General features: G+C 40.3%; 21 protein-coding genes, 2 tRNA genes and 1 pseudogene. 16 read left to right on the top strand and 8 right to left on the bottom strand.

Annotation, left to right across the window (positions count from 1 at the left end; all coding sequences use genetic code 11):
- Complete coding sequence (gene truA, locus QU01_RS06540; RefSeq protein WP_033762999.1) at positions 1–729, top strand: tRNA pseudouridine(38-40) synthase TruA; 729 nt, start codon at positions 1–3, stop codon at positions 727–729.
- Here truA and galE read toward each other — a convergent pair.
- Positions 723–1,757 (bottom strand): UDP-glucose 4-epimerase GalE, encoded by a 1,035-nt coding sequence (galE, locus tag QU01_RS06545; RefSeq protein ID WP_033763002.1) that lies wholly within the window; start codon positions 1,755–1,757, stop codon positions 723–725. The two genes, truA and galE, sit on opposite strands and share 7 nt — an antisense overlap.
- 115 nt (positions 1,758–1,872) lie before the next feature.
- Here galE and QU01_RS06550 point away from each other — a divergent pair.
- The 4 genes from QU01_RS06550 (at position 1,873) to QU01_RS06565 (ending at position 4,607) form a co-directional block, all read left to right on the top strand.
- Positions 1,873–1,949: transfer RNA gene (locus QU01_RS06550), tRNA-Ile, on the top strand.
- 16 nt (positions 1,950–1,965) lie between these two features.
- Positions 1,966–2,041: transfer RNA gene (locus QU01_RS06555), tRNA-Ala, on the top strand.
- Between the two features lie 251 nt (positions 2,042–2,292).
- Positions 2,293–3,828, top strand: coding sequence for a hypothetical protein (locus QU01_RS06560; RefSeq protein ID WP_033763004.1), 1,536 nt, complete (start codon positions 2,293–2,295; stop codon positions 3,826–3,828).
- Between the two features lie 17 nt (positions 3,829–3,845).
- A complete protein-coding gene (locus QU01_RS06565; protein WP_033763006.1) occupies positions 3,846–4,607 on the top strand; it encodes an SDR family oxidoreductase in 762 nt (253 codons plus the stop codon).
- A 127-nt stretch (positions 4,608–4,734) separates the two neighbouring features.
- Here the strand turns inward: QU01_RS06565 and hcpC are convergent, their stop codons facing one another.
- From hcpC to edd, 3 genes are all read right to left on the bottom strand, one after another.
- The gene (hcpC, locus tag QU01_RS06570) at positions 4,735–5,607 is read right to left on the bottom strand and encodes a Sel1-like repeat protein HcpC (RefSeq protein WP_033763009.1); all 873 of its coding nucleotides are present in this window, start codon (positions 5,605–5,607) and stop codon (positions 4,735–4,737) included.
- 74 nt (positions 5,608–5,681) lie between these two features.
- Positions 5,682–6,302 (bottom strand): bifunctional 4-hydroxy-2-oxoglutarate aldolase/2-dehydro-3-deoxy-phosphogluconate aldolase, encoded by a 621-nt coding sequence (locus QU01_RS06575; RefSeq protein ID WP_033763011.1) that lies wholly within the window; start codon positions 6,300–6,302, stop codon positions 5,682–5,684.
- An 18-nt stretch (positions 6,303–6,320) separates the two neighbouring features.
- Positions 6,321–8,147, bottom strand: a complete 1,827-nt coding sequence (gene edd / locus QU01_RS06580; protein WP_033763012.1) for a phosphogluconate dehydratase — start codon at positions 8,145–8,147, stop codon at positions 6,321–6,323.
- A 65-nt stretch (positions 8,148–8,212) separates the two neighbouring features.
- On the opposite strand from edd, the gene QU01_RS06585 reads away from it, so the two are divergent.
- The 4 genes from QU01_RS06585 (at position 8,213) to QU01_RS06600 (ending at position 12,397) form a co-directional block, all read left to right on the top strand.
- Positions 8,213–9,490, top strand: a complete 1,278-nt coding sequence (locus tag QU01_RS06585; RefSeq protein WP_033763014.1) for a glucose-6-phosphate dehydrogenase — start codon at positions 8,213–8,215, stop codon at positions 9,488–9,490.
- Positions 9,491–9,500: 10 nt separating this feature from the next.
- Positions 9,501–10,184, top strand: a complete 684-nt coding sequence (gene pgl, locus QU01_RS06590) for a 6-phosphogluconolactonase (RefSeq protein WP_033763017.1) — start codon at positions 9,501–9,503, stop codon at positions 10,182–10,184.
- On the top strand, positions 10,171–11,181 hold the full coding sequence (locus tag QU01_RS06595) for a glucokinase (protein WP_033763018.1): 1,011 nt from the start codon (positions 10,171–10,173) through the stop codon (positions 11,179–11,181). Before pgl ends, QU01_RS06595 begins: the two co-directional genes overlap by 14 nt.
- A 169-nt stretch (positions 11,182–11,350) precedes the next feature.
- Positions 11,351–12,397 carry an NAD(P)-dependent alcohol dehydrogenase gene (locus QU01_RS06600; RefSeq protein WP_033763020.1) on the top strand — a complete coding sequence of 349 codons (1,047 nt, stop codon included), beginning with the start codon at positions 11,351–11,353 and terminating at the stop codon, positions 12,395–12,397.
- An 11-nt stretch (positions 12,398–12,408) separates the two neighbouring features.
- On the opposite strand, the gene QU01_RS06605 is transcribed toward QU01_RS06600, so the two are convergent.
- Positions 12,409–13,779, bottom strand: coding sequence for a glycosyltransferase (locus tag QU01_RS06605; protein WP_033763022.1), 1,371 nt, complete (start codon positions 13,777–13,779; stop codon positions 12,409–12,411).
- 183 nt (positions 13,780–13,962) lie between these two features.
- Here QU01_RS06605 and QU01_RS06610 point away from each other — a divergent pair, with 183 nt between their 5' ends.
- Positions 13,963–15,270 carry a hypothetical protein gene (locus tag QU01_RS06610; RefSeq protein ID WP_033763024.1) on the top strand — a complete coding sequence of 436 codons (1,308 nt, stop codon included), beginning with the start codon at positions 13,963–13,965 and terminating at the stop codon, positions 15,268–15,270.
- A gap of 6 nt (positions 15,271–15,276) precedes the next feature.
- On the opposite strand, the gene QU01_RS06615 is transcribed toward QU01_RS06610, so the two are convergent.
- Complete coding sequence (locus QU01_RS06615) at positions 15,277–15,939, bottom strand: outer membrane protein (RefSeq protein WP_033763027.1); 663 nt, start codon at positions 15,937–15,939, stop codon at positions 15,277–15,279.
- Between the two features lie 276 nt (positions 15,940–16,215).
- Between QU01_RS06615 and QU01_RS06620 the strand changes: the two genes are divergently transcribed.
- From QU01_RS06620 to QU01_RS06645, 6 genes are all read left to right on the top strand, one after another.
- On the top strand, positions 16,216–16,776 hold the full coding sequence (locus QU01_RS06620) for a pyruvate flavodoxin oxidoreductase subunit gamma (RefSeq protein ID WP_000486466.1): 561 nt from the start codon (positions 16,216–16,218) through the stop codon (positions 16,774–16,776).
- Positions 16,777–16,791: 15 nt separating this feature from the next.
- Complete coding sequence (locus QU01_RS06625) at positions 16,792–17,184, top strand: 4Fe-4S dicluster-binding protein (RefSeq protein WP_000656169.1); 393 nt, start codon at positions 16,792–16,794, stop codon at positions 17,182–17,184.
- A gap of 9 nt (positions 17,185–17,193) precedes the next feature.
- Positions 17,194–18,417, top strand: coding sequence for a 2-oxoacid:ferredoxin oxidoreductase subunit alpha (locus QU01_RS06630; RefSeq protein WP_000124325.1), 1,224 nt, complete (start codon positions 17,194–17,196; stop codon positions 18,415–18,417).
- 12 nt (positions 18,418–18,429) lie between these two features.
- Positions 18,430–19,374 (top strand): thiamine pyrophosphate-dependent enzyme, encoded by a 945-nt coding sequence (locus QU01_RS06635; RefSeq protein WP_000238160.1) that lies wholly within the window; start codon positions 18,430–18,432, stop codon positions 19,372–19,374.
- Positions 19,375–19,483: 109 nt separating this feature from the next.
- The gene (gene purB / locus QU01_RS06640) at positions 19,484–20,806 is read left to right on the top strand and encodes an adenylosuccinate lyase (protein WP_033763031.1); all 1,323 of its coding nucleotides are present in this window, start codon (positions 19,484–19,486) and stop codon (positions 20,804–20,806) included.
- Between the two features lie 64 nt (positions 20,807–20,870).
- Complete coding sequence (locus QU01_RS06645) at positions 20,871–21,704, top strand: outer membrane protein (protein ID WP_033763033.1); 834 nt, start codon at positions 20,871–20,873, stop codon at positions 21,702–21,704.
- On the opposite strand, the gene uvrB is transcribed toward QU01_RS06645, so the two are convergent.
- Together uvrB and QU01_RS06655 are read right to left on the bottom strand one after the other, a co-directional pair.
- Positions 21,701–23,677 carry an excinuclease ABC subunit UvrB gene (gene uvrB, locus QU01_RS06650; protein ID WP_033763036.1) on the bottom strand — a complete coding sequence of 659 codons (1,977 nt, stop codon included), beginning with the start codon at positions 23,675–23,677 and terminating at the stop codon, positions 21,701–21,703. The two genes, QU01_RS06645 and uvrB, sit on opposite strands and share 4 nt — an antisense overlap.
- A 69-nt stretch (positions 23,678–23,746) precedes the next feature.
- A pseudogene (locus tag QU01_RS06655) lies at positions 23,747–24,040 on the bottom strand (hypothetical protein); the annotation flags it as partial.

Consider the following 24,040-nt stretch of genomic DNA (forward strand, 5'->3'; position numbering starts at 1 on the left):
ATGCGTTGTTTTAAAGCCATTGTGGCTTATGATGGGGCGTATTTTTTAGGCTATGCCAAACAGCCCAACAAACTCGGCGTTCAGGATAAAATAGAGGGCGCTTTAAATGCGCTAGGGATTAAAAGCGTTGTGGTTGCGGCTGGGCGCACGGATAAAGGCGTGCATGCGAACAACCAAGCGCTGTCTTTTCACGCTCCAAAACACTGGAACGCTGATAAATTATTTTATTATCTAGCCCCCAAACTCGCCCCGCATATTGTCTTAAAAAAGCTAGAAGAAAAAAACTTCCATGCGCGTTTTGACGCTCAAAAAAGAGCGTATCGTTACCTTTTGACGAAGAATTTAAAAACGCCTTTTTTAGCGCCTTATATCGCTTGCGGGGATTATGGCTCACTAGACGCGTTAAACACCGCTTTAAAGCAATTCACAGGTAAGCATGATTTTTCCATGTTTAAAAAAGAAGGCGGGGCTACAACCAATCCTAATCGCATCATTTTTAACGCTTTTGCTTATACAGCCTTTATCATGGGGCATGAGTGCGTGGTGTTTAGAATCATTGGCGATGCGTTTTTACGCTCCAGCGTGCGTTTGATCATTCAAGCATGCGTTCAATACTCCTTAGAAAAAATCACGCTCGCTGAAATTCAAGCACAAATCCACAACCTCAAAGCCACTATAAGAACGCCCATAATGGCTAATGGCTTGTATTTGCATAGGGTGTATTATTGAAATCTTAAAAGGTGTTCTTCCCAATCTAGAGCGCTTTTGATAATGGTGTCTAGGTTGTCATAAAGGGGTTTGAAAGGGGTGTTTTGTAAGATTTTAGCGTTATTGGCAATAAGGCTTGCTGGATCGCCCTGTCGTTTGTTTAAGATTTCCACTAAAAAATCGTTGTTTGAGATTTCTTTAACCTTTTCTATCACTTCTTTCACGCTATGGCCTTGATTGTAGCCGACATTATAGATCTCGCTCTTATTTTTTTCTAAAAGGGTTTGATAGCTCGCTAAATGCGCGTTAGCCAAATCATCTACATGGATATAATCCCTAATGCAAGTGCCATCTCTAGTGGGGTAGTTAGTGCCAAAAATCCCCATTTTTTTCCTTTTCCCCACCGCGCATTCGCATGCAATTTTGATCAAATGCGTGGCGTTAAGCGTGCGCTGCCCTAGCGTGTAAGGCGTGGTATAATCATTATGCATGCATGCCCCAGCCACATTGAAATAGCGCAAAATAACGCATTTAAAATCCGCTATTTTAGAAGCGTCTAACAAAATCCTTTCGCTCATCATTTTAGACGCTCCATAAGGATTAATGGGGTTTAAGGGGCTTTCTTCACTCAAGCTGGAATCAGACTCGCCATAAACCACGGCCGTGGAAGAAAAAATAAAACGCTTGATTGCATGTTTTAAACAAAGTTTGACAAGCTCTAAAGTGTTGAGCGTGTTATTGGTGTAGTATTCTAAAGGCAAACGCGTGGATTCTTCTACTGAGATTTTAGCCCCAAAATGCAAGATGGCTTCAATGGGATCTTTTAGCTGTTGCTTATTCAAAAAGGCGTCTAATTTGTGCGTTTCATTCAAATTCGCTTGAATAAACACAACCCTATTAGGGTAGTAACGCTCTAACGCTTTGAGGTGCTCTAAAAAACCGGTGCTTAAGTCATCCACAATAATGATATTTTCTTTGGTTTTTTCTAAAAACGCCCTTGAGGTATGCGAGCCTATATACCCGCACGCCCCTGTGAATAATAATGCCATAAAAACCCCTTTTGAAATGAAAAAATAACGAGTATTATAACATCTTAATCCCCATTTATCATTTAAGGATTTCTTAAGAAAATTTAATCTATAATTTCATCTTTATTGACTTTAAGGGCTTATAGCTCAGGTGGTTAGAGCGCACCCCTGATAAGGGTGAGGTCGGAGGTTCAACTCCTCCTAAGCCCACCATTTTTTTACCATCTTTGGGGAATTAGCTCAGCTGGGAGAGCGCCTGCTTTGCACGCAGGAGGTCAGCGGTTCGATCCCGCTATTCTCCACCATTGTTTTCTCCTTGAATTTTTTTCTTTTTATCAGTCGTGTCTTGGTTGAGAAATCCTAAACGATTGGATCGTCCTTGTTTAACGTCGCAAATCTTTTAACTCAAAGCTCCTTGATAAAAGATTAAATTAAATTGAGATTTTTGGTTATAAAAATTCTTATTACCGCTCGTTAAGGCTTTATAAAAAATGTTAGAAACCCTTACAAAACAAGCTAATATATTCTATTCAATTTGCTTCAAGGACAAACAAACATGAAAAAACTTCTTTATACCCTACTTGCGCTTCTTTTAATCGGCCTTTTAACAACCTATCTCATCCTTTTTACAGAATGGGGGAATAAAATCATCGCTTCGTATATAGAAAAAAAAATCAACCCGAACGAGCGCTACTTGAGCGTTAAAACCTTTAAATTGAGATTCAACTCTTTAGACTTTAAAGCTCAAGCTAACGATGATTCCACGCTCATTCTTAAGGGGGATTTCTCGCTTTTAAAGCAAAGCGTAAATTTGAATTACCACATAGATATTAAAAATTTACGCTCTTTCAAAGAATGGATACCCTGCCCTTTAAGGGGGGCTATTGTTACTTCTGGGAATATCAAAGGGCATAGAAAAGCCCTTGTGATTCAAGGCGTCTCTAATGTGGCTCAATCCCACACTGCCTACAACGCCCTTTTAGACGATTTCAAGCTTTCTCACTTAAGTTTGAACGCAAAAGACGCCAATTTAGAAGATTTGCTTTATTTAATCAATCGCCCCGCTTATGCGAACGCAAAAGTGTCCTTACAAGCGGATTTTAACTCTCTAAAGCCTTTAGAGGGCCATTTGATTCTAACAGCTAATAACGCTTTAATTAATAACGCCCTAATCAATCAAATGTTTCATTTAAACCTTAAAGACACGCTTGTTTTCAGTCTCTCGCACTCAAGCGATTTTAAAGGAAACAAAGCCATCAGCGATACCACCCTAACTAGCCCTTTAGTTAATTTTACAGCCCTAAAAAGCGAATATCTTTTCTCTGTTTTAAAACTCAACGCCCCCTACACTTTAGAAATACCCAACCTAGCCAAACTCCATAACATTACCAACCACCCCCTAAAAGGGAGCTTGACTTTAAAAGGCACTATAGAGCAAAGCCCCAAACTCTTAAAAGTCAGCGGCCATTCAAATTTGCTAGACGGTGCACTGGATTTCACGCTTTTAAATAAAGATTTGAAAGTCCGTTTTTCCAATATTTCCACTTTAAAAGCCCTAGACTTATTCCATTACCCTAAGTTTTTCCAATCCATTGCAGACGCTAATTTGGATTATGACCTTAGCGCTAAGCAAGGCGTATTGAAAGCCCGCCTAAAAAACGCAAGATTCCTCAAAAATGCATTCAGCGATTTCTTCTACTCCATTTCTAAATTTGATATTACTAAAGAAATCTATAACGATGCCAATCTAGTAAGCCAAATCAACCAACAACGCCTGCTCTCTGATTTGAGTTTAAAAAGCCCCAAAACCCAATTGAAAATCCATAACGGCTTGTTGGATTTAAACACCAAGCAAATGGACATGCTCATGGATGCAGAAATTTTAAAATTCATTTTTAAAATGAAACTTCAAGGCAACATGCACCAGCCAAAATTTTCCCTCATTTTAAACGAAAAAGCCATCCAACAAAACCTGCAACAAGGCTTGAAAGAAATCCTAAAAAACGACACCCTTAAAAAAGGTTTAGATCATTTGCTTAAAGATGATAAGCTCAAAGAAAAGCTTGAAAAAGGGCTTAAGGGGCTTTTTTAAAATTTTAAAGGATAGAAATGGCGCACATTTTAGTTAGCGGGGCGACTTCAGGGTTTGGGTTAGAAATCGCTAAAGCGTTTTTACAAAAAAGCCATGTGGTTTTTGGCACAGGGAGGCGAAAAGAGAATTTGCAAGAATTGCAACTCGCTTATCCCAAGCATTTCATTCCCCTGTGTTTTGATCTTCAAAAAAAGCTTGAAACTAAGCGAGCGCTAGAAACTATTTTCTCCATGACGGATCGCATTGACGCTCTGATCAATAACGCCGGCTTAGCGCTAGGCTTGAACAAGGCTTATGAATGCGAGCTAGACGATTGGGAAATCATGATAGACACGAATATCAAGGGGTTGTTGTATCTCACTCGTTTGATCTTGCCCTCTATGATAGAACATAACCACGGGACTATCATCAATCTTGGCTCTATCGCTGGCACTTACCCCTATCCTGGTGGGAATGTCTATGGAGCGAGCAAGGCGTTTGTGAAGCAATTTTCTTTAAATTTGCGAGCGGATTTGGCTGGCACTAACATTAGAGTGAGTAATGTTGAACCTGGTTTGTGCGGCGAAACCGAATTCAGCATGGTGCGTTTTAAGGGCAATAAAATCAAAGCCCAATCCGTCTATGAAAACACCCTTTATCTCAAACCACAAGATATTGCTAACATCGTGCTATGGATTTATGAACAACCCTTGCATGTCAATATCAACCGCATAGAAATCATGCCCACAAGCCAAACTTTCGCTCCCCTACCCACCCATAAAACCCTTAAGAGGTTTTAAATAAAGGCTTTGTTTTAGTTAAATATTGATCTTAAGATCTAAAAAATACTAAAAAGCGTTTTTTAAGCAAACCATAAAAAGCATAAAAACCAATCAAACGAAAGCCACTGATCAAGCCTTATTCAAACTAAACTTTGATTTTGAGCTGCTTGAGAATATCGCATGCTCCTTTAGCGCCCAATTTACAGCCTTTTTTAAAGTTTTCTATGGCTTGTTTTTCATTCCTTGTTACGCCTTCGCCATTGTATTGCATGGCCCCCAAATTGAAACACCCTCCGCCATTTTGCATCTCGCATGCTTTAGAATAACGAGCGAGAGCCTCTTTAAAATTCTTTACCACGCCATCGCCATGATGATACATATTCCCTGCGTTAAAGCACCCCGGGCTGTCTTTTAAGTCGCAAGCTTTATCATACGAAGCGAGTGCTTTTTTCAAATCTTTAGGCGTGCCTCTGCCTGCATCATACAAGCTCCCTAATATCGTGCAACCATCGCCATCGTTTAAATCGCACGCTTTAGTGAAATATTCCACCGCTTTTTTAAAATCCCTAGTTACCACTTTACCATCATGATAGATCCCCCCTAAGCTTGCGCACCCTTCAGCGTATTTCAAATCGCACGCTTTAGAATAGTATTGTAAGGCTTTATTGGTGTTTTGGGACACGCCTTGCCCACTATAATATAAATTCCCCAATAGATGACACCCATTGCTGTAATTTAAATCGCAAGCTTTAGCGTAAAATTGAGCGGCTTTTTTCAAGTTTTTTTCCACCCCCTGCCCTTGATAATAAAGCACCCCCAAATTAAAACACCCGCTATTTTCTTTCAGATCGCAAGCTTTTTCAAAATATTTCTTCGCTTGAGTGAAATCTTTCTCTTTGTAGCTCTTTGCGCCCAAACCCACAAGTTCTTTAGGGTCTTGCTCTGCCATTAGCCCCCCTAAACACAACGCACCCAAGCACAAAACCCTAAAAAAGGACTTTTTGACATTTTCTAACATGATGTATCTCCTTATTAAAAATTTTATTATAGTGTTATTAAGCAAATACAAAATGCCATGATCTCTTTGTTATCTTAAGCTAACGCTCTCTTACAAATTTCTGTGATCTTATCCCACTCCTTGTTTTGAATTAAATCTTTAGGGGTAAGCCAACTCCCCCCCACGCACAAAACATTTTCTAAATTTAAATAAGAACGCATGTTATCTGCACTAATCCCCCCAGTGGGGCAAAATTTCACCCCTTTAAAAGGGCCATTAAAAGCGTTTAAAAGTTTAACGCCCCCGCAATACTCTGCCGGGAAAAATTTCAAAGCGTTATAGCCCAATTCTAAGGCTTGCATGACTTCACTACTGCTAGAAACCCCAGGTATTAGGGGCATGTCTTTTTTCTTTGCGTGTTCTAAAAGCTCTATCGTAAGGCCCGGGCTAATCAAAAACTCTGCCCCCCTATTTTGCGCTTGCTCTAATTGAGTAAGATTTAAGATCGTGCCAGCGCCCACGCGCATTTTTGGCACATTCTTAGCGATAAGCTCTATGGCCTCTAAAGCACAACTGGAGCGCAAAGTTACTTCTATGATTGGAATACCCCCCTCTATCAGGCTTTGCGCTAAAGGCACAGCGTCTTTTATATTTTCAATCACCACCACAGGGACAATGGGGCTGATTTGTAAAACCTCTATTATTTTATCTTGCATTTTATCTCCTTTATATTTTTATACCTTTATACCAAAACTCATGCCGCCCTCTTCAGCGGTATTAACATTCAATCTCAAACTCGTAAACAATTCCCTACCCAGCCCAAAAGTAGGCTTTTCTAAATTTTCTAAGGTTTCTAAAAACAAAGGGTTGATCCCTCTATTTTCAAAATCCTTTTCAAGCACATTCAAGGCGTTATTAAGAGCGTCTAATTCTATCCAATCGCCATCTTTAATCTTAACAATCGCCCCATTTAACGCTCCCTCAGGGCTTAAATGGATCGCGCTAGGCACTTTCCCGCTCGCCCCACTCATGCGCCCATCCGTAACGAGTGCAACCTTATAGCCCATATCCTGCAAAGCCCCTAAATTCGTGGTGAGTTTGTGCAATTCTGGCATGCCGTTAGATTTGGGCCCCTGGAAAGGCAAGACCGCCACAAAGTCCTTTTCTAATTCTTTATTTTTAAAGCGTTCTAAAAATTCGCTTTGGGTTTTAAAAACAATCGCTCTGGCCTTAACTTTCCTATGCTCATCTTTAATGGCTGAGATTTTAATCACGGCCCGCCCCAAATTACCCTTCAAAATTTTAAGCCCCCCATTAGCGGCGAAAGGCTCGCTCACAGGGCGTAAAATATCCGTATTCAGGCTATGATTAATGGCGTCTTTATACACCAAGTGGTCGTTTTCTAAAAAGGGGGTTTTGGTGTAATTTTGCATGCCTTTTTGCGTTTCTGTATCCATAATCGTATGAGTGTCTTCAAATAAAAGCCCCTCTTTTAACAATTCCTTGATCACAAACGCTAAGCCCCCACAGGCTTCAAAAGCGTTCACATCCGCTGATCCGTTAGGATAGACTTTAGCTAAAAGGGGTATGAGATTAGAAACTGCATCAAAATCGTCCCAATTGAGGATCACCCCACAAGATCTAGCGATAGCGATCAAATGCAAAGTGTGGTTAGTAGAACCTCCGGTTGCCATCAAACCTATAAGAGCGTTAAGAATGCTTTTTTCATCAATGAGTTTGGCTAAAGGCAGAACTTTCCCGCTCGCTAATCTTTTCGCGCTCTCTTCTACTAAAACCTTTCGTAAGGGGTTGTTAGGGTTGATAAAGCTAGAATTAGCCACATGCAACCCCATAAACTCCATCATCATTTGATTAGAATTAGCCGTGCCATAAAAAGTGCAAGTGCCCACATCATGATAGCTTTGCATTTCCACTTTTAAAAGCTCTTCTCTGTTGATTTTTCCCATTGCAAAATCTTGGCGCGCTTTGGCTTTTTTATAATTTTCTATCCCGCTCACCATAGGCCCGCTTGGCACAAACACGCTCGCTAAATTCCCAAAACTTAACGCTCCTATAAGCAAGCCTGGCACGATTTTATCGCACACGCCTAAAAAAAACGCCCCGTCAAAAACATTATGGCTTAACCCTACGGCGGTGCTTAAGGCAATCACATCTCTACTGAATAAGCTCAATTCCATTCCCTCATAACCCTGCGTGATACCATCACACATCGCTGGCACGCCACTAGCGACGCTCGCATAAGCGTTATGCTCTTGCAACTCTTTTTTAATCAAATCAGGGTAATTTTTAAAAGGTTGGTGGGCTGAAAGCATGTCATTATAAGCGGTGATAATCGCAAAATGCTTTCTTTTATGCGAACCTAAAGGCATTTTTAAATGCTCTGGCATGCTCGCTGTAACATGCGCAATATTCGCACAACCCAAACTCTCAATCTTGGGCTGGTTTTTAGGGTTAAAGATATTTTCTAAATAAAGCTCTCTGGTTTTTTTGCTACGCTCTGTAATTTTTTCTTTGATTTGTTCTAAAGAATGCTTAGGCATGAATACCCCTTCAATTAAGATTTAATATATAATAATAACTTAAAAACACTCTAAAAGGGTTATTGATGTTGGATTTTGATTTGGTTCTTTTTGGCGCGACTGGGGATTTGGCCATGCGAAAGCTCTTTGTTTCGCTCTATGAAATTTATACCCATTATGGTTTTAAAAAAGATTCTAGAATTATCGCATCAGGGCGTAAGGAGCTATCCAATGAAGAGTTTTTAGCGCTCCTTTGTGAAAAGACACAACTGCATTCAAGAGAAAAGGGTAGGGAATTTTTAGCCCATATCAGTTATTTGTGCGTTCGTTTGGATAACCCTAAAGACTTTGAAGAATTGAGTAAAATCGCTACAAAAAATAAACTCTTGATTTTCTACTTTTCTATCTCGCCTAGTTTTTTTGCAACGACCGCTCAAAATTTGGCCCAAAACGCGCTCAATCACGCCAACACGCGCTTGATTTTAGAAAAGCCTTTAGGGCATGATTTAAAGACTTGTAAAGAAATTTTCCAAAGCATTAGCGCTTTTTTTAAAGAAGAGCAAATTTTTAGAATTGATCATTATTTAGGGAAAAAGGGCGTTCAAAATATCCTTGAATTGCGCTTGAATAACCCTATCTTAAACATTTTATGGGATCAAATCAGCACGGTTGAAATCTGCGTGTATGAGACTTTAGGGGTGGAAGAAAGAGGCGAATTTTACGATAAAATCGGGGCTTTAAGGGATATGGTTCAAAACCATCTCTTGCAAGTTTTATCCCTTATCGCTACAGATTTACCCAACGATTTAAAAGATTTGAGGCAAGAAAAAATCAAAGTTTTAAAAACCTTACAACCCCCTAAAGATTTTAAAAAACAGGTTATTCGGGCCCAGTATCAAGGCTATAGAGATGAAAATAAGGTCCATAAAGAAAGTCAGACAGAAACTTTTGTCGCTATTAAAGCCTTTTTGGATACGCCTAAATTTAAAGGCGTGCCTTTCTACCTTAAGCACGCTAAAAAAATGCCCCGCAACCAAGCGAGCGTGAAAATCCATTTTAACGCAGTCAATACGCTAGAATTTTTCCTCTCTCAAGATAAAATCACTCTCACCCTAAAAGATCATCAAAACCCCCTTATTTTAGAAACCCATAACAAACAAGAATTTTTACAGCCCTACGCTAAATTGCTCTATGATGCGATACAAAACAACCACAATAATTTCGCCCACCAGTTGGAATTAGAAGCGTCATGGGTTTTTATTGACACGCTCATAGAGGGTTTTATGAATAACGCCACGCCCTTATATTCCTATGAAAGCCATAATCTAAACGAATCCGAATTTTTAAAACCACTCTATCAGTAAAAGGGATTTCATGGGTTATCAATTGTTTGAATTTGAAAATTTGAAAGATTGCCACAAGGCTTTAATAGAGCGTTTTAAAGAATTTTTTAACACCGCCTTAAAAAAGCACCATCAAGTTTCTATCGCTTTTTCTGGGGGCCGTTCGCCCATTGGTTTGTTGCAAAAATTAAGCGTCTTGGATCTCAGATGGCATGAGTGTTTAATCAGTCTAGTAGATGAGCGCATTATAGACACAAATCATGATGACAGCAACACCAAATTATTGCATGACTACTTGTTGCAAAATAACGCTTTAAAAGCTTCTTTCATTCCGCTTTTGCCTGAAAAGATTTCTAGCGATACAAACACGCTTTTTCATTTTGCTAACCAGCATTTCAAACAGCCCCATTTAGCCATTTTGGGCATGGGGACTGACGGGCATACGGCTAGCCTTTTTCCTGAAACGAGCGCTTTTTTAAACGAAGAAAAAGAAAATATCGTTTTGACTAAGCCAATTAACGCTCCTTATGAACGCTTAAGCATGTCTGTTAACGCCTTAGAAAATTGCGAAAAACTTTTCTTAAGCATTAGTGGGGTAGAAAAAAGGGAGGTTTTAGAAAAAGCTTTAAAAGAAAACTCTCCCTATTCTCTGCCGATTGCTCGGATTTTACATTCTCAAAAAGTTACCACGGAGGTGTTTTATGCCAAAAACTGAAACTTACCCAAGACTATTAGCCGATATTGGCGGCACGAACGCGCGCTTTGGTTTGGAAGTCGCCCCACGACAGATTGAATGCATTGAAGTCTTGCGGTGCGAAGATTTTGAAAGCTTGAGCGATGCGGTGCGGTTTTATCTTTCTAAATGCAAAGAAAGCCTTAAACTGCACCCTATTTATGGCTCTTTTGCTGTGGCTACGCCCATTATGGGGGATTTTGTCCAAATGACTAACAACCATTGGACTTTTTCTATTGAAACGACACGGCAATGTTTGGATTTAAAAAAATTGCTTGTCATCAATGATTTTGTCGCACAAGCCTATGCCATTAGCGCGATGCAAGAAAACGATCTGGCTCAAATAGGCGGGATTAAGTGCGAAATCAACGCTCCTAAAGCGATTTTAGGGCCAGGAACCGGGCTTGGGGTAAGCACTCTTATCCAAAACAGCGATGGCTCTTTGAAAGTCTTGCCCGGTGAAGGAGGGCATGTGAGCTTCGCCCCTTTTGATGATCTAGAAATTTTAGTGTGGCAATACGCCCGCTCTAAATTCAACCATGTGAGTGCGGAAAGGTTTTTGAGCGGGAGTGGTCTGGTGCTGATTTATGAAGCCCTGTCTAAACGCAAAGGCTTAGAAAAAGTGGCGAAGTTAAGCAAGGCTGAATTAACCCCACAAATCATTAGCGAACGCGCTTTGAATGGGGATTACCCTATATGCCGATTGACCTTGGACACTTTTTGCTCCATGCTAGGCACGCTCGCTGCTGATGTGGCTCTCACTTTGGGGGCTAGGGGGGGCGTGTATTTGTGTGGAGGGATTATCCCACGATTCATTGATTATTTTAAAACTTCGCCCTTTAGAGTGCGTTTTGAAACGAAAGGGCGCATGGGAGCGTTTCTCGCTTCTATCCCTGTGCATGTCGTGCTGAAAAAAACTCCGGGACTTGATGGGGCAGGCATTGCGTTAGAGAATTATTTACTGCATGATAAAATTTAGCAAATAGTAGCCGCTTAAGATAAAAGCGATTAGTGTAAGGGGTGCGTTTAAACGCGCCAAACAACGCTACCATATAACCAACAGCTATAAAATTAGTTAAACCTATAGAAACATAAGCAAACCATAAAAACGATACAATAGCGGTATTTTAATCAAACAAGGAGTTTTAATGAGAGTTCAATCTAAAGGTTTTGCTATTTTTTCTAAAGACGGGCATTTCAAACCCCATGATTTTAGCCGCCATGCTGTAGGCCCTAAAGATGTGCTGATTGACATTCTTTATGCAGGGATTTGCCATAGCGATATTCATAGTGCTTATAGCGAATGGAAAGAAGGCATTTACCCTATGATTCCTGGGCATGAAATTGCTGGGGTCATCAAAGAAGTGGGTAAGGAAGTTAAGAAATTTAAGGTTGGCGATGTGGTGGGCGTGGGCTGTTTTGTCAATTCATGCAAAGCGTGTAAGCCCTGTAAAGAACACCAAGAGCAATTTTGTGCCAAAGTGGTATTCACTTATGATTGTTTGGATTATTTCCATGATAATGAACCCCACATGGGCGGATACTCTAATAATATTGTCGTGGATGAAAACTATGTGATTAGCGTGGATAAAAACGCTCCTTTAGAAAAAGTAGCCCCCTTGCTTTGCGCGGGCATCACCACTTATTCGCCCTTAAAATTTTCTAAGGTTACTAAAGACACAAAAGTTGGCGTCGCTGGGTTTGGCGGGCTAGGAGGCATGGCGGTTAAATACGCTGTGGCTATGGGGGCTGAAGTGAGCGTTTTTGCAAGAAACGAACACAAAAAGCAAGACGCTTTGAGCATGGGGGTTAAACATTTCTACACTGACCCCAAACAATGCAAAGAAGAATTGGACTTTATCATTTCAACCATTCCTACCCATTACGATTTAAAAGACTACCTCAAGCTCTTAACTTATAGTGGCGAATTAGCCCTTGTGGGACTCCCCCCTGTAGAAGTCGCTCCAGTGCTTAGCGTTTTTGATTTTATCCATTTAGGCAATCGCAAGGTTTATGGCTCATTGATTGGGGGCATTAAAGAAACCCAAGAAATGATGGATTTTTCTATCAAACACAATATTTACCCTGAAATAGATTTGATCTTAGGCAAGGATATTGACACCGCTTATCACAACCTAACCCATGGGAAAGCGAAATTCCGCTATGTGATTGATATGAAAAAATCGTTTGATTAAAGGCTTTGGCTCTAGCTCTTTTTTAAGAGCTTGAGTTGGATTAGGATTTTTTTCACAAGCCCATGAAGTCCTAGGATTTTAAGGGTTTTACTAATAAGACTCTTGAATGGTATGAGAATGCAATGTTTGACAAACACCCTAAGGAGTCTCTTTTGCGCGTTTTTAGGGAGTCTATAAACATGTGAGAAGTAGTGGTTCAAGAACGCTTCAAGGGAGTTTTCTTTGATCTCTGCATGGGCATGTGAGAAGTAGTGGTTCAAGAACGCTTCAAGGGAGTTTTCTTTGATCTCTGCATGGGCATGCGAGAAGTAGTGGTTCAAGAACATTCCGAGATTTTCTTGCTTGATTGTGGCATGGATGCACGAAAAATAATGGTCTAAAAAGGTCTTGAGCGCGTCGTGGGCGATCTGCTCTTCAGTCTTATATAGGGGAAAGTAGTAGTGATAGGCAACAATGCTGTGGTAACGATGCCATTTTTCGCTGCCTATTTCCACCCTAGCGATCGAATCAATCCAATCGCTCATAAATGGGGTTTTAGCCAAAGCGTTCAGCCACAAATCCGCTTTTAAACCAAAAGGATAATCCCAAGGCTTCACCGCCCCCCACCAAACATCATAATGGATGACTATAGGGTTTTTGAGCGCGTTTGAGATGGTTCTCTTATAAATCTCATGCAAAAAATAATCCTCAGGCAAAGATGCAGAAAAATCTTTGACAGTGTAATAATAAGGGAAAACGCAATACTCAATCCCTAAAGCTTGCATGTTAGGCCAACACCATTTCGTAAAATCCAACTCCTCTGTAGCCCTATTTTCTTCCAAAAGTGCACGGGTTTTTGAGACAAAATGGTTCTTGCGCTGGTAATCTAAATTACAAAACAAAAACCCTTCTAGCACATGGCACTCTCCACCTCCTAAAACCCCATAAAAATAATTCTCATCATTTTCTTTAATGTTTAAGAAATCAGCGCTAAATTCATTGCAAAAGATAACATCCACATCGCTCCACACCATTTTAGAATATTTGGGGAATAAATCCGCTAGAAAATATTTCACTAACACCATTTTAGAAAAACGCTTGGTGAAATCCTCATCAAAAGGGTTAGGGATAGTGTCTAAAAAAGGTTCAATATCTTTTACTTCTAAAACAGCAAATTCTTTAAAAGGTTCTGTGATTTGGTGGAGTTTTGCTTTATCTTCTTCATTCAAGCCTACCACTAAAGCGTGTAGGGTGTAGCGGATTTTTTTATTGGCTTTAGCGATGCTTTCTAGCAAGGAATAAAGACACGCACCCGCAGGAATGAGGTAATTCTTATCAAAAGCAAAAGCGATAGGAATATGAAAATCTTGTTCTTTGAAAGAATGATTTGAAGCTGAAGTCATAAAAAATTAAACACCCTTTTTTAAAGCTATTTTATCTAAAAAAAAACCGAACTTGAAAGGGTTCTGTTTTTGGTTTTTATGTTGTTTTTAAAGCAAATTAATTTAAAATCGTATCTTGTCTTTAAGTGCCGCTATTTTAAATGCTGCAATTTTAAAAGATGGTGAAAGGGGCTGTGTTTTAGTTTGATTTTCTTAAAAAAATCTCTTTATGCGTTGTTGTTTTCAGGTTTTTTAATACCACCCTTAATAAAAGCGGCTAGTTTTGTCTATGACTTGAAGTTCATGAGCTTTAACTTCAATTTAGTGGCCCCAAATAACAACCCCTATTGGAATAGCCTAACCAAAATGCAAGGTCGTCTCATGCCTCAAATTGGCGTCCAATTGGACAAAAGACAGGCCTTGATGTTTGGAGCGTGGTTTATCCAAAATTTGCACACGCATTATAGCTACTTCCCTTATTCGTGGGGCGTTACGATGTATTACCAATACATAGGGAAAAATTTGAGATTTTTTTTAGGCATTGTGCCGCGAAGCTATCAAATAGGGCATTACCCTTTAAGCGCTTTTAAAAAACTTTTTTGGTTTATAGACCCTACTTTTAGGGGAGGAGCGTTTCAATTCAAACCAGCTTATGATCCTAACCGCTGGTGGAATGGGTGGTTTGAGGGCGTTGTGGATTGGTATGGGGGGCGCAATTGGAACAACCAGCCCAAAAAGAAAAATTACGATTTTGATCAATTCTTGTATTTTGTTTCTTCAGAATTTCAGTTTCTTAAAGAGTATTTAGGTTTAGGGGGACAGCTTGTCATTTTTCATAACGCTAGCTCTCATAGCATGGGAGATAACTACCCTTATGGCGGAAATTCCTACTTAAAACCAGGCGATGCAACCCCGCAATGGCCTAATGGCTACCCCTATTTCAGTCAAAAAAATAACCCACAAGGCGGAGAAATAGGGAAATACTCTAACCCCACTATTTTAGACAGGGTTTATTACCATGCTTATTTAAAAGCGGATTTTAAAAATCTCATGCCTTATATGGATAATATTTTTATGACCTTTGGCACGCAGTCGTCTCAAACCCATTATTGCGTGCGTTATGCTAGCGAGTGCAAAAACGCCCGATTTTATAACAGCTTTGGGGGGGAATTTTACGCCCAAGCGCAATACAAAGGCTTTGGGATTTTTAACAGATACTATTTTTCCAACAAACCCCAAATGCACTTTTATGCTACTTATGGCCAATCCCTTTATACCGGATTGCCATGGTATAGAGCCCCTAATTTTGACATGATAGGGCTTTATTATGTTTATAAAAATAAATGGATAAGCGTGCGAGCGGATGCGTTTTTTAACTTTTTAGGTGGGGGCGATGGGTATCATTTGTATGGGAAAGGGGGCAAGTGGATCACCACTTATCAGCAATTCTTAACCCTAACCATAGACACAAAAGAGTTGATTGATTTTGTCAAATCTAAAACCTCCAAATAACCATATCTAAAAATTATAGATATAATTGAAATAAGCTACCGGTAAGCGGTGCCATAAAGTAGTCGCGCTCAAGCCATCAATAATTTCAGTTCTTTTGTTAGGAATGAAAGGGAATTTCAATCCGAAAGTGATTTCATTGTGGAAAAAGCCAAAACGAAAACCCACTTTCACAAGCAATTGGAAAAGCGAATTTTCTTTGCCTAAATTTTGAGCGATAACCCCATGCATAGCCCCTCCTGGCATGTAAGTCGCCCCAGCGATGCCTACACCAAACTCTAACCCTAAAAACATCTTTGGCGAATTGAAAGCGTCCCACAAACCGCTAAATTCTAAACCATAGGTAGAAATATAGGATTTGTGAGAAGAAAAAGTTTGATCATAAAACAACCCGTAACGAAAACCCACATGCTCTACAGCTTGCGTTTTAGCCACAAATTTCCCCCCTAACACCACACCAAAGCCATTGCCGGTCATGAAATACGATTTATCTACAGACTCGGTGCTAAAAGATGTGTTGATCGCGCTAAGTTGATACCCAACCCCTAAATAAAAGGTATTCCTGTCCGCAAATTTAGGTTTTTTTGATTTTTCATCAAGCTCTGCCTCTGCGGCTTGAAGCGATGATAATAACGCCATGCCCATCAATATTTTAACCATTGTTTTATCCATAACCCAATTCCTTATGTTATCCTGCCCCACACTTGCCCTAATAGACTAAGATCAAATCACGCCCTAATAATAACAAAGTTTAAAATAAATATTAGTGATTTTGATTAAGAACGCCTATCTTTTTAGAATAAATAGCCATAATTCTTGTAGGTATGCCCCCATTTTCCTATAAAAATTCCTAAAAAGATATTGTTATAAGACACATTAATAGTTTTTCTTGTATAATTCTAGGCTAAATTCAATTTATTTTATACGATATTAAGGAGACATATTACCATGTTTCAAATTAGATGGCATGCGCGAGCTGGTCAAGGTGCTATCACCGGCGCTAAGGGGCTAGCCGATGTGATTTCAAAAACAGGCAAAGAAGTGCAAGCGTTCGCTTCTTATGGTTCAGCTAAAAGGGGGGCTGCTATGATGGCTTATAACCGCGTTGATGATGAGCCTATTTTAAACCATGAGCGCTTCATGCAGCCTGATTATGTGCTGGTGATTGATCCCGGTTTGGTTTTCATTGAAAACATTTTCGCTAATGAAAAAGAAGACACGACTTATATCATCACTAGCTATCTTAACAAAGAAGAATTGTTTGAAAAAAAACCTGAATTAAAAACCCGTAAGGTGTTTTTAGTGGATTGTTTAAAAATCTCTATGGAAACCTTAAAACGCCCTATCCCCAACACGCCCATGTTAGGGGCTTTAATGAAAGTGTCTGGCATGCTTGAAATTGAGGCTTTTAAAGAAGCTTTTAAGAAAGTTTTAGGCAAAAAACTCACGCAAGAAGTCATTGACGCTAACATGCTCGCTATCCAAAGAGCTTATGAAGAAGTTCAATAACATTAAGGATTAAAAATGAAAGATTGGAATGAATTTGAAATGGGAGCGGTGCTCTTCCCTTTTGAAAAAAACGCGCAAAGCGAAATGGAAAAACACAACGATGAGCGCCATTACACCGAGCAAAGCTACTTCACCACTTCAGTGGCTCATTGGCGCGTGGCTAAGCCTGTGCATAACAATAATATTTGCATCAATTGCTTTAATTGTTGGGTTTATTGCCCAGACGCTGCCATTCTTTCAAGAGAGGGCAAATTAAAAGGCGTGGATTATTCTCATTGTAAAGGCTGTGGCGTGTGCGTGGATGTCTGCCCCACCAACCCTAAATCGCTATGGATGTTTGAAGAACAAATTGATCCCGCTACCGCCCTCACTCAATGGCCGCAAAAACAAGAAAAGAAAAAATCATAAGGAAAAAATATGGCAAGAAGTATTGAATTGCAAGAGATAGAAGTGTGGGATGGCAATACCGCTAGTTCTAACGCTTTAAGACAGGCTCAAATTGATGTCATCGCAGCCTATCCTATCACCCCATCAACGCCCATTGTGCAAAATTATGGCTCGTTTAAAGATAATGGCTATATTGATGGCGAATTCGTTTTAGTGGAATCTGAGCATGCCGCCATGAGTGCATGCGTGGGAGCGGCCGCTGCTGGAGGGAGAGTCAGCACTGCGACCAGCTCTCAAGGTTTGGCGTTAATGGTAGAGGTTTTATACCAGGCTTCTGGCATGCGTTTACCTATCGTTTTGAATTTAGTCAATCGTGCTTTAGCAGCCCCTTTGAATATCCATGGCGATCATTCTGATATGTATTTAAGCAGGGATTCTGGCTGGATCAGTTTATGCACATGCAACCCTCAAGAAGCTTACGATTTCACTTTAATGGCGTTTAAAATCGCAGAGCACCAAAAGGTGCGCGTGCCTACTATTGTCAATCAAGACGGGTTTTTATGCTCGCACACCGTGCAGAATGTTCGCCCTTTGAGCGATGCAGTGGCTTATCAATTCGTAGGCGAATACCAAACCAAGCATTCCCTTTTGGATTTTGATAAACCGGTAAGCTATGGTGCGCAAGCTGAAGAAGAATGGCATTATGAGCATAAAGCCCAACTCCACCATGCGATCATGAGCGCATCTTCTGTGATTGAAGAAGTGTTTAATGATTTCGCTAAACTCACCGGCAGACAATACCATTTGACTAAAACTTTCCAGCTAGAAGACGCTGAAATCGCTATCTTTGCGTTAGGCACTACTTATGAATCAGCGATCGTAGCGGCTAAAGAAATGCGTAAAAAAGGCATTAAGGCCGGCGTGGCTACCATCCATTCCTTACGCCCCTTCCCTTATGAAAGATTAGGGCAGGATTTGAAAAATCTTAAAGCTTTGGCGATTTTAGACAAGAGCTCTCCAGCAGGTGCTATGGGGGCGATGTTTAATGAAGTAACGAGCGCGGTGTATCAAACGCAAGGGACTAAACACCCTGTGGTGTCTAACTACATTTATGGTTTAGGCGAAAGGGATATGACAATCGCGCATTTATGCGAAATTTTTGAAGAAATCAATGAAGACGCTCTTAAAGGCACGCTCACGCACCCTACCCAACAATTCGTAGGCTTGCACGGTCCTAAAATGAGCTTTTTTTAAAAAGGAAAAATCATGGTAAAAGAAGTCAAAACACTCAAAGGTTTTAGCCAAAGCGCTGAGAAATTTCAAGGCTCGCACTTGCTTTGTCCGGGTTGCGGGCATGGCATTATTGTGCGCGAAGTTTTAAACGCTGTAGATGGGCCTATTGTTTTAGGCAATTCTACCGGTTGTTTAGAGGTATGCTCGGCGGTATATCCGCACACTTCATGGGATGTGCCTTGGATCCATATTGGTTTTGAAAATGGCTCTACGGCGATTTCAGGGGTGGAAGCGATGTATAAAGCGCTAGTGAATAAGGGCCGCTATCAAGGTCAAAAACCAAAATTTGTGGCGTTTGGAGGCGATGGGGCTAGTTATGATATTGGCCTTCAATTCATCAGCGGTTGCATGGAAAGAGGGCATGACATGACTTACATTTGCTTAGATAATGAAAACTACGCCAATACCGGCGGTCAAAGAAGCGGCTCTACGCCATTAGGGGCTAGCACTTCTACCACGCCAGCAGGATCGGTGAGCTTTGGTAAAAAAGAAAAGAAAAAAGACATCGTCAATATCATGGCAAGCCATGGGGTCCCTTATGTGGCACAGCTCTCGCCTAACAAATGGAAAGACATGAACAAAAAGATTAAAACCGCGCTAGACACTGAAGGGCCTTGCTTCATCAACGCTCTTAGCCCATGCACGACTGAATGGAAATTTGAATCCAATAAAACCATTGAATTAGCGGATATGGCTGTGGATAGCTTGATGTTCCCCCTATTTGAAATCTTTAATGGCAGGGAATTGAAAATCACTTACCGCCCAAGAAATATCATTCCTGTAAGGGATTATTTAGGGGCACAAAAACGCTTCAAACACCTTTTCAAAAAAGAAAACGAACACATTATTGAAGAATTGCAAAAAGATGTGAATGAGCGTTGGGAATACTTGCAACGCAGAGAAGAAGCTAAAGTATAACCCTCCTCTCAAATCAAGGCGCTTTGTTGCGTCTTGTGTGGTTTTCCCCCTTGACTTTTTAAACCCCTTTAAAGTAACATAAATCCCATTTTAATTTTAAGGATTGTCGGTGTTAGAACGCTATGCGAATGAAGAAATGAAAGCCCTATGGAATGAGCAAACCAAGTTTGAAACCTATTTAGAAGTGGAAAAAGCTGTCGTTAGGGCGTGGAACAAGCTTGGGCAAATCCAAGATAGCGATTGTGAAAAAATCTGCTCAAAGGCGGCATTCAATCTTGAACGCATCAAAGAAATTGAAAAAACCACTAAGCATGATTTAATCGCTTTCACTACTTGCGTGGCTGAAAGCCTGGGCGAAGAATCGCGCTTTTTTCATTATGGGATCACTTCTAGCGATTGCATTGATACGGCTATGGCGTTATTGATGACCAAAAGCTTAAACCTCATTCAAAAAGGCGTTAAAAACCTCTATGAAACCCTTAAAAGCAAGGCTTTAGAGCATAAAGACACGCTAATGGTGGGCAGAAGCCATGGGGTGTTTGGCGAACCCATTACTTTTGGCTTAGTGTTAGCCCTTTTTGCTGATGAGATCAAACGGCATTTAAAAGCCTTAGATTTAACGATGGAATTTATCAGCGTGGGAGCGATCAGTGGGGCTATGGGGAATTTCGCGCACGCCCCCTTAGAATTAGAAGAATTAGCGTGCGAATTTTTAGGCTTAAAAACCGCCAATATCAATAATCAAGTCATTCAAAGGGACCGCTACGCTAGGCTTGCATGCGATCTGGCTCTTTTAGCGAGCAGTTGTGAAAAAATCGCTGTCAATATCCGCCATTTGCAACGCAGTGAAGTCTATGAAGTGGAAGAAGCTTTTTCAACAGGGCAAAAAGGAAGCTCGGCGATGCCTCACAAAAGAAACCCCATATTGAGCGAGAATATCACTGGGCTTTGCAGGGTGATTCGCTCTTTTACGACCCCTATGCTAGAAAATGTCGCCTTATGGCATGAAAGGGACATGAGCCATAGCTCTGTGGAGCGTTTTGCCTTGCCCGATCTGTTTATCACGAGCGATTTTATGCTCAGCCGCCTGAATAGCGTGATTGAAAATTTGGTGGTTTATCCTAAAAACATGCTTAAAAATTTAGCTTTGAGTGGGGGGCTAGTCTTTTCGCAACGGGTGTTATTGGAATTGCCTAAAAAAGGTTTGAGCCGAGAAGAGAGCTATTCTATCGTGCAAGAAAATGCGATGAAAATATGGGAGGTTTTGCAACAAGGCGCTTTTAAAAACGCTGATGAAAATTTGTTTTTAAACGCCCTACTCAACGATGAACGCTTGAAAAAATATTTGAGCGAGGACGAAATCAAAGCATGTTTTGAATACAGCTATTACACTAAAAATGTGGGGGCGATTTTTAAAAGGGTGTTTGGATAAGGCGCGTTTTTACAAAAACAAAACTATAAAATAAGCGGTAAAAATTGAAGTTTTAAGGGGTTTTTTGAAACGAGCGTTATACTTAATTTTAGGGCTTTCTTATGCCTTGCATGCGGATAGTTTTAAAGCTGTTTTGACTAAAGGGGATTACACTTTTTTTAATAAAAAGGTGGTTTCGCCCATCAAACGCTATGCGGATAGATCGGCATTTTATTTGGGGCTTGGGTATCAGTTGGGGAGCATCCAGCACAACTACAGCAACTTGAATTTATCCCAGCAATTCAATAAGAGCCAGATTATTTTTAGCGATGGCTTAAGCCCTGTTTTTAAAAATTCGTATGTGTCTAATGGTTTTGGCGTTCAGGTAGGCTATAAATGGGTGGGTAAGCATGAAGAAACGAAGTGGTTTGGCTTTAGGTGGGGGTTATTTTATGATTTGAGCGCTTCTCTTTATGGCCAAAAAGAATCGCAGTCTATTATCATTTCCACTTACGGCACTTATATGGATTTATTGCTTAACGCTTATAATGGGGATAAGTTTTTTGCCGGGTTCAATCTGGGGATTGCTTTTGCTGGAGTGTATGGCAAATTGAGCGATGAATTGTTGTATCAAGCTCTTCTTTTAGACACTTTTGGCGGGAAAGTGGATCCAAATGGCTTCCAGTTTTTGGTGGATTTAGGGGTTCGTTTAGGGAATGAACACAACCAATTTGGCTTTGGGATTAAAATCCCCACTTATTATTTTAACCATTATTATTCCATGAATAACATTAGCAATAATAGTGAAGATGTCCTCAAAGTTTTACGATTTTTAGAATACGGGATCAACAGCTTGTTATACCAAGTTGATTTCAGGCGCAATTACTCGGTTTATTTCAACTACACTTATAGTTTTTAAAGCGTTCTTAATTGAGCGATTTCGTCTCTCAAGCGCATCGCTTCTTCAAAATCCAAATTTTTCGCGCATTCTCGCATTTTTTTATCCAATTCTTTAATGATTTTTTCCCTTTCGCTTTTAGGCATTTTGTCCTTTTTTAAGGCTTTAGCGATTCTAATCTCATCGTCTCTTAATTTCAATTCCTCTTCTAAAGCGCGAGTAACGGTTTTGGGGGTGATGTTATGGATTTTATTGAATTCTTCTTGTTTGGCGCGCCTGTAACTCGTGATCTCAAAGGCTTTTTGCATGCTTTGAGTGGTTTTTTTAGCATATAATAAAACCTTGCCATTAGCGTTTCTAGCGGCTCGCCCCATGGTTTGAATGAGGCTTGTTTCACTCCTTAAAAACCCTTCTTTATCCGCATCCATGATCGCTACTAAAGAGACTTCAGGCAAATCCAACCCTTCTCTTAAAAGATTAATCCCTATTAAAATGTCAAATTCTTTAAGCCTTAAAGAGCGGATAATGTGATTTCGTTCAATCGCATCAATTTCACTATGCATGTAACGCACTTTCAAGCCCCATTCAGCATAATATTTGCACAATTCTTCTGCCATTTTTTTAGTGAGCGTGGTGATGAGCACCCTTTCATCTCTAGCCACCACTAACTTGATTTCATCAAACAAATCTTGGACTTGCTTATCGCTGTCTCGCACTTCAAATTTAGGGTCTAAAAGCCCTGTAGGGCGAATGATTTGCTCAGCGACATTCTTTTTGGAAAGCTCTAATTCTAGCTTATTGGGCGTAGCGGACACAAAAAGGAACTGGCAATTTTTATGGATGAATTCATCAAATTTTAAAGGGCGGTTGTCTAAAGCGCTAGGCAATCTAAAACCATATTCCACTAAAACGCTTTTCCTGCTCATATCCCCTGCATACATCCCCCCAAACTGAGGCAAACTCACATGGCTTTCATCCACAATGACTAAAAACTCCCGCTCAAATATCCCTAAATAATCAAACAAACAAAAAGGCGTTTCATTAGGGGCTTTACCGGTGAAATGGCGCGCGTAATTTTCAATGCCCTTACACACACCGGTCGCGCTAATCATTTCTAAATCATGCTCAGTGCGTTGTTTGAGACGGTTGTATTCAAGCATTTTATCCTGCTCTTTAAAAAATTTCAATCTTAAAGCGAGTTCATCTTCAATGCTTTTAATGGCTAAGTTCAATCTTTCACTCCCTACGGCAAACTGACTGGCCGCATAAAGCATGACAGAATCCAAGCGCTTGATTTCATTTTTTTCTACAGCGTCAAAGACCGCAATCCTTTCTATCTCATCGCCAAAAAATTCAATCCTAATAAATTCAGCGTCATTATAAGCGGGGAAAATATCCACGCATTCCCCAGTCGCTCTAAAGCTCCCCCTATCAAACACCACTTCATTACGGCTATAACCCATTTCCACTAGCTTTAATAAAAAGCTCTTGTAAGCGCGCTTCTCACCCACTTTGATTTTTTCCATGACTTTTAGATATTCTTCAGGGTTACCCAAACCATAATTAGCCGAAACGCTCGCTATCACGATCACATCATCATAACCTAAAAGCGAGGTGGTTGCGCTCAATCTCAAACGCTCCAAATCATCGTTAATAGAGCTGTCTTTTTCAATGAATAAATCCCTCCTAGGGATATAGCTCTCAGGCTGGTAGTAATCAAAGTGGGAGATAAAATACTCCACCCTATTATGCGGGAAAAACGCCTTAAACTCGCTATAAAGCTGTGCGCATAAGGTCTTATTATGGCTCATGATCAAAGTGGGTTTATTGGTTTGAGCGATGATATTGGCCATCGTATAAGTCTTACCGCTCCCTGTAACCCCCACTAGAGTTTGATAATGGTTGTTATTTTTCAAGCTTTTTGTTAAAGCTTCTATGGCTTGGGGCTGATCGCCTGCTGGTGGATAGGGGCTTTTTAAATCAAATAAAGGCATCTTTAAAACTCGCATTTTTTAGGGGTATTATAGTGGTTTTTTAACACGCCTTATTCAATCTCAAAAAAATCAATGTTTTGATAATGATCGGTTTTTGGCTTCCGTGATCTCGCTTGTGGCTTGTTGCTTTTCTTGCGTGATGTTGTTTAAAACTTCTTGCTTATTGGTGTTAATTTGATTTGTAGCGCTAACTTTGGCTTCGTTAATGTTAGTTAACGCTTGCGTTTTATTTTCGCTTATTTCGTTGTTGGCGTTCGTTTTCGCTTCGTTAATGTTAGTTATCGCTTGCGTTTTATTTTCGCTTATTTCATTATTAGCACTCGTTTTCGCTTGTGTTATCGCTTCAAGGCTTTGGGTTTCTTT

Source organism: Helicobacter pylori SA221C, from assembly GCF_000476855.1.
Lineage (GTDB): Bacteria > Campylobacterota > Campylobacteria > Campylobacterales > Helicobacteraceae > Helicobacter > Helicobacter pylori_DK.

Coding starts and splice junctions, on each gene's coding strand:
- uvrB (WP_033763036.1), bottom strand. CDS start 23,677: ATGCCTTTATTTGATTTAAAAAGCCCCTATCCACCAGCAGGCGATCAG.
- QU01_RS06605 (WP_033763022.1), bottom strand. CDS start 13,779: ATGACTTCAGCTTCAAATCATTCTTTCAAAGAACAAGATTTTCATATT.
- QU01_RS06615 (WP_033763027.1), bottom strand. CDS start 15,939: ATGGATAAAACAATGGTTAAAATATTGATGGGCATGGCGTTATTATCA.
- QU01_RS06585 (WP_033763014.1), top strand. CDS start 8,213: ATGTTGGATTTTGATTTGGTTCTTTTTGGCGCGACTGGGGATTTGGCC.
- QU01_RS06560 (WP_033763004.1), top strand. CDS start 2,293: ATGAAAAAACTTCTTTATACCCTACTTGCGCTTCTTTTAATCGGCCTT.
- QU01_RS06635 (WP_000238160.1), top strand. CDS start 18,430: ATGGTAAAAGAAGTCAAAACACTCAAAGGTTTTAGCCAAAGCGCTGAG.
- QU01_RS06620 (WP_000486466.1), top strand. CDS start 16,216: ATGTTTCAAATTAGATGGCATGCGCGAGCTGGTCAAGGTGCTATCACC.
- pgl (WP_033763017.1), top strand. CDS start 9,501: ATGGGTTATCAATTGTTTGAATTTGAAAATTTGAAAGATTGCCACAAG.
- QU01_RS06595 (WP_033763018.1), top strand. CDS start 10,171: ATGCCAAAAACTGAAACTTACCCAAGACTATTAGCCGATATTGGCGGC.
- edd (WP_033763012.1), bottom strand. CDS start 8,147: ATGCCTAAGCATTCTTTAGAACAAATCAAAGAAAAAATTACAGAGCGT.
- QU01_RS06630 (WP_000124325.1), top strand. CDS start 17,194: ATGGCAAGAAGTATTGAATTGCAAGAGATAGAAGTGTGGGATGGCAAT.
- galE (WP_033763002.1), bottom strand. CDS start 1,757: ATGGCATTATTATTCACAGGGGCGTGCGGGTATATAGGCTCGCATACC.
- QU01_RS06625 (WP_000656169.1), top strand. CDS start 16,792: ATGAAAGATTGGAATGAATTTGAAATGGGAGCGGTGCTCTTCCCTTTT.
- QU01_RS06575 (WP_033763011.1), bottom strand. CDS start 6,302: ATGCAAGATAAAATAATAGAGGTTTTACAAATCAGCCCCATTGTCCCT.
- QU01_RS06600 (WP_033763020.1), top strand. CDS start 11,351: ATGAGAGTTCAATCTAAAGGTTTTGCTATTTTTTCTAAAGACGGGCAT.
- QU01_RS06565 (WP_033763006.1), top strand. CDS start 3,846: ATGGCGCACATTTTAGTTAGCGGGGCGACTTCAGGGTTTGGGTTAGAA.
- truA (WP_033762999.1), top strand. CDS start 1: ATGCGTTGTTTTAAAGCCATTGTGGCTTATGATGGGGCGTATTTTTTA.
- hcpC (WP_033763009.1), bottom strand. CDS start 5,607: ATGTTAGAAAATGTCAAAAAGTCCTTTTTTAGGGTTTTGTGCTTGGGT.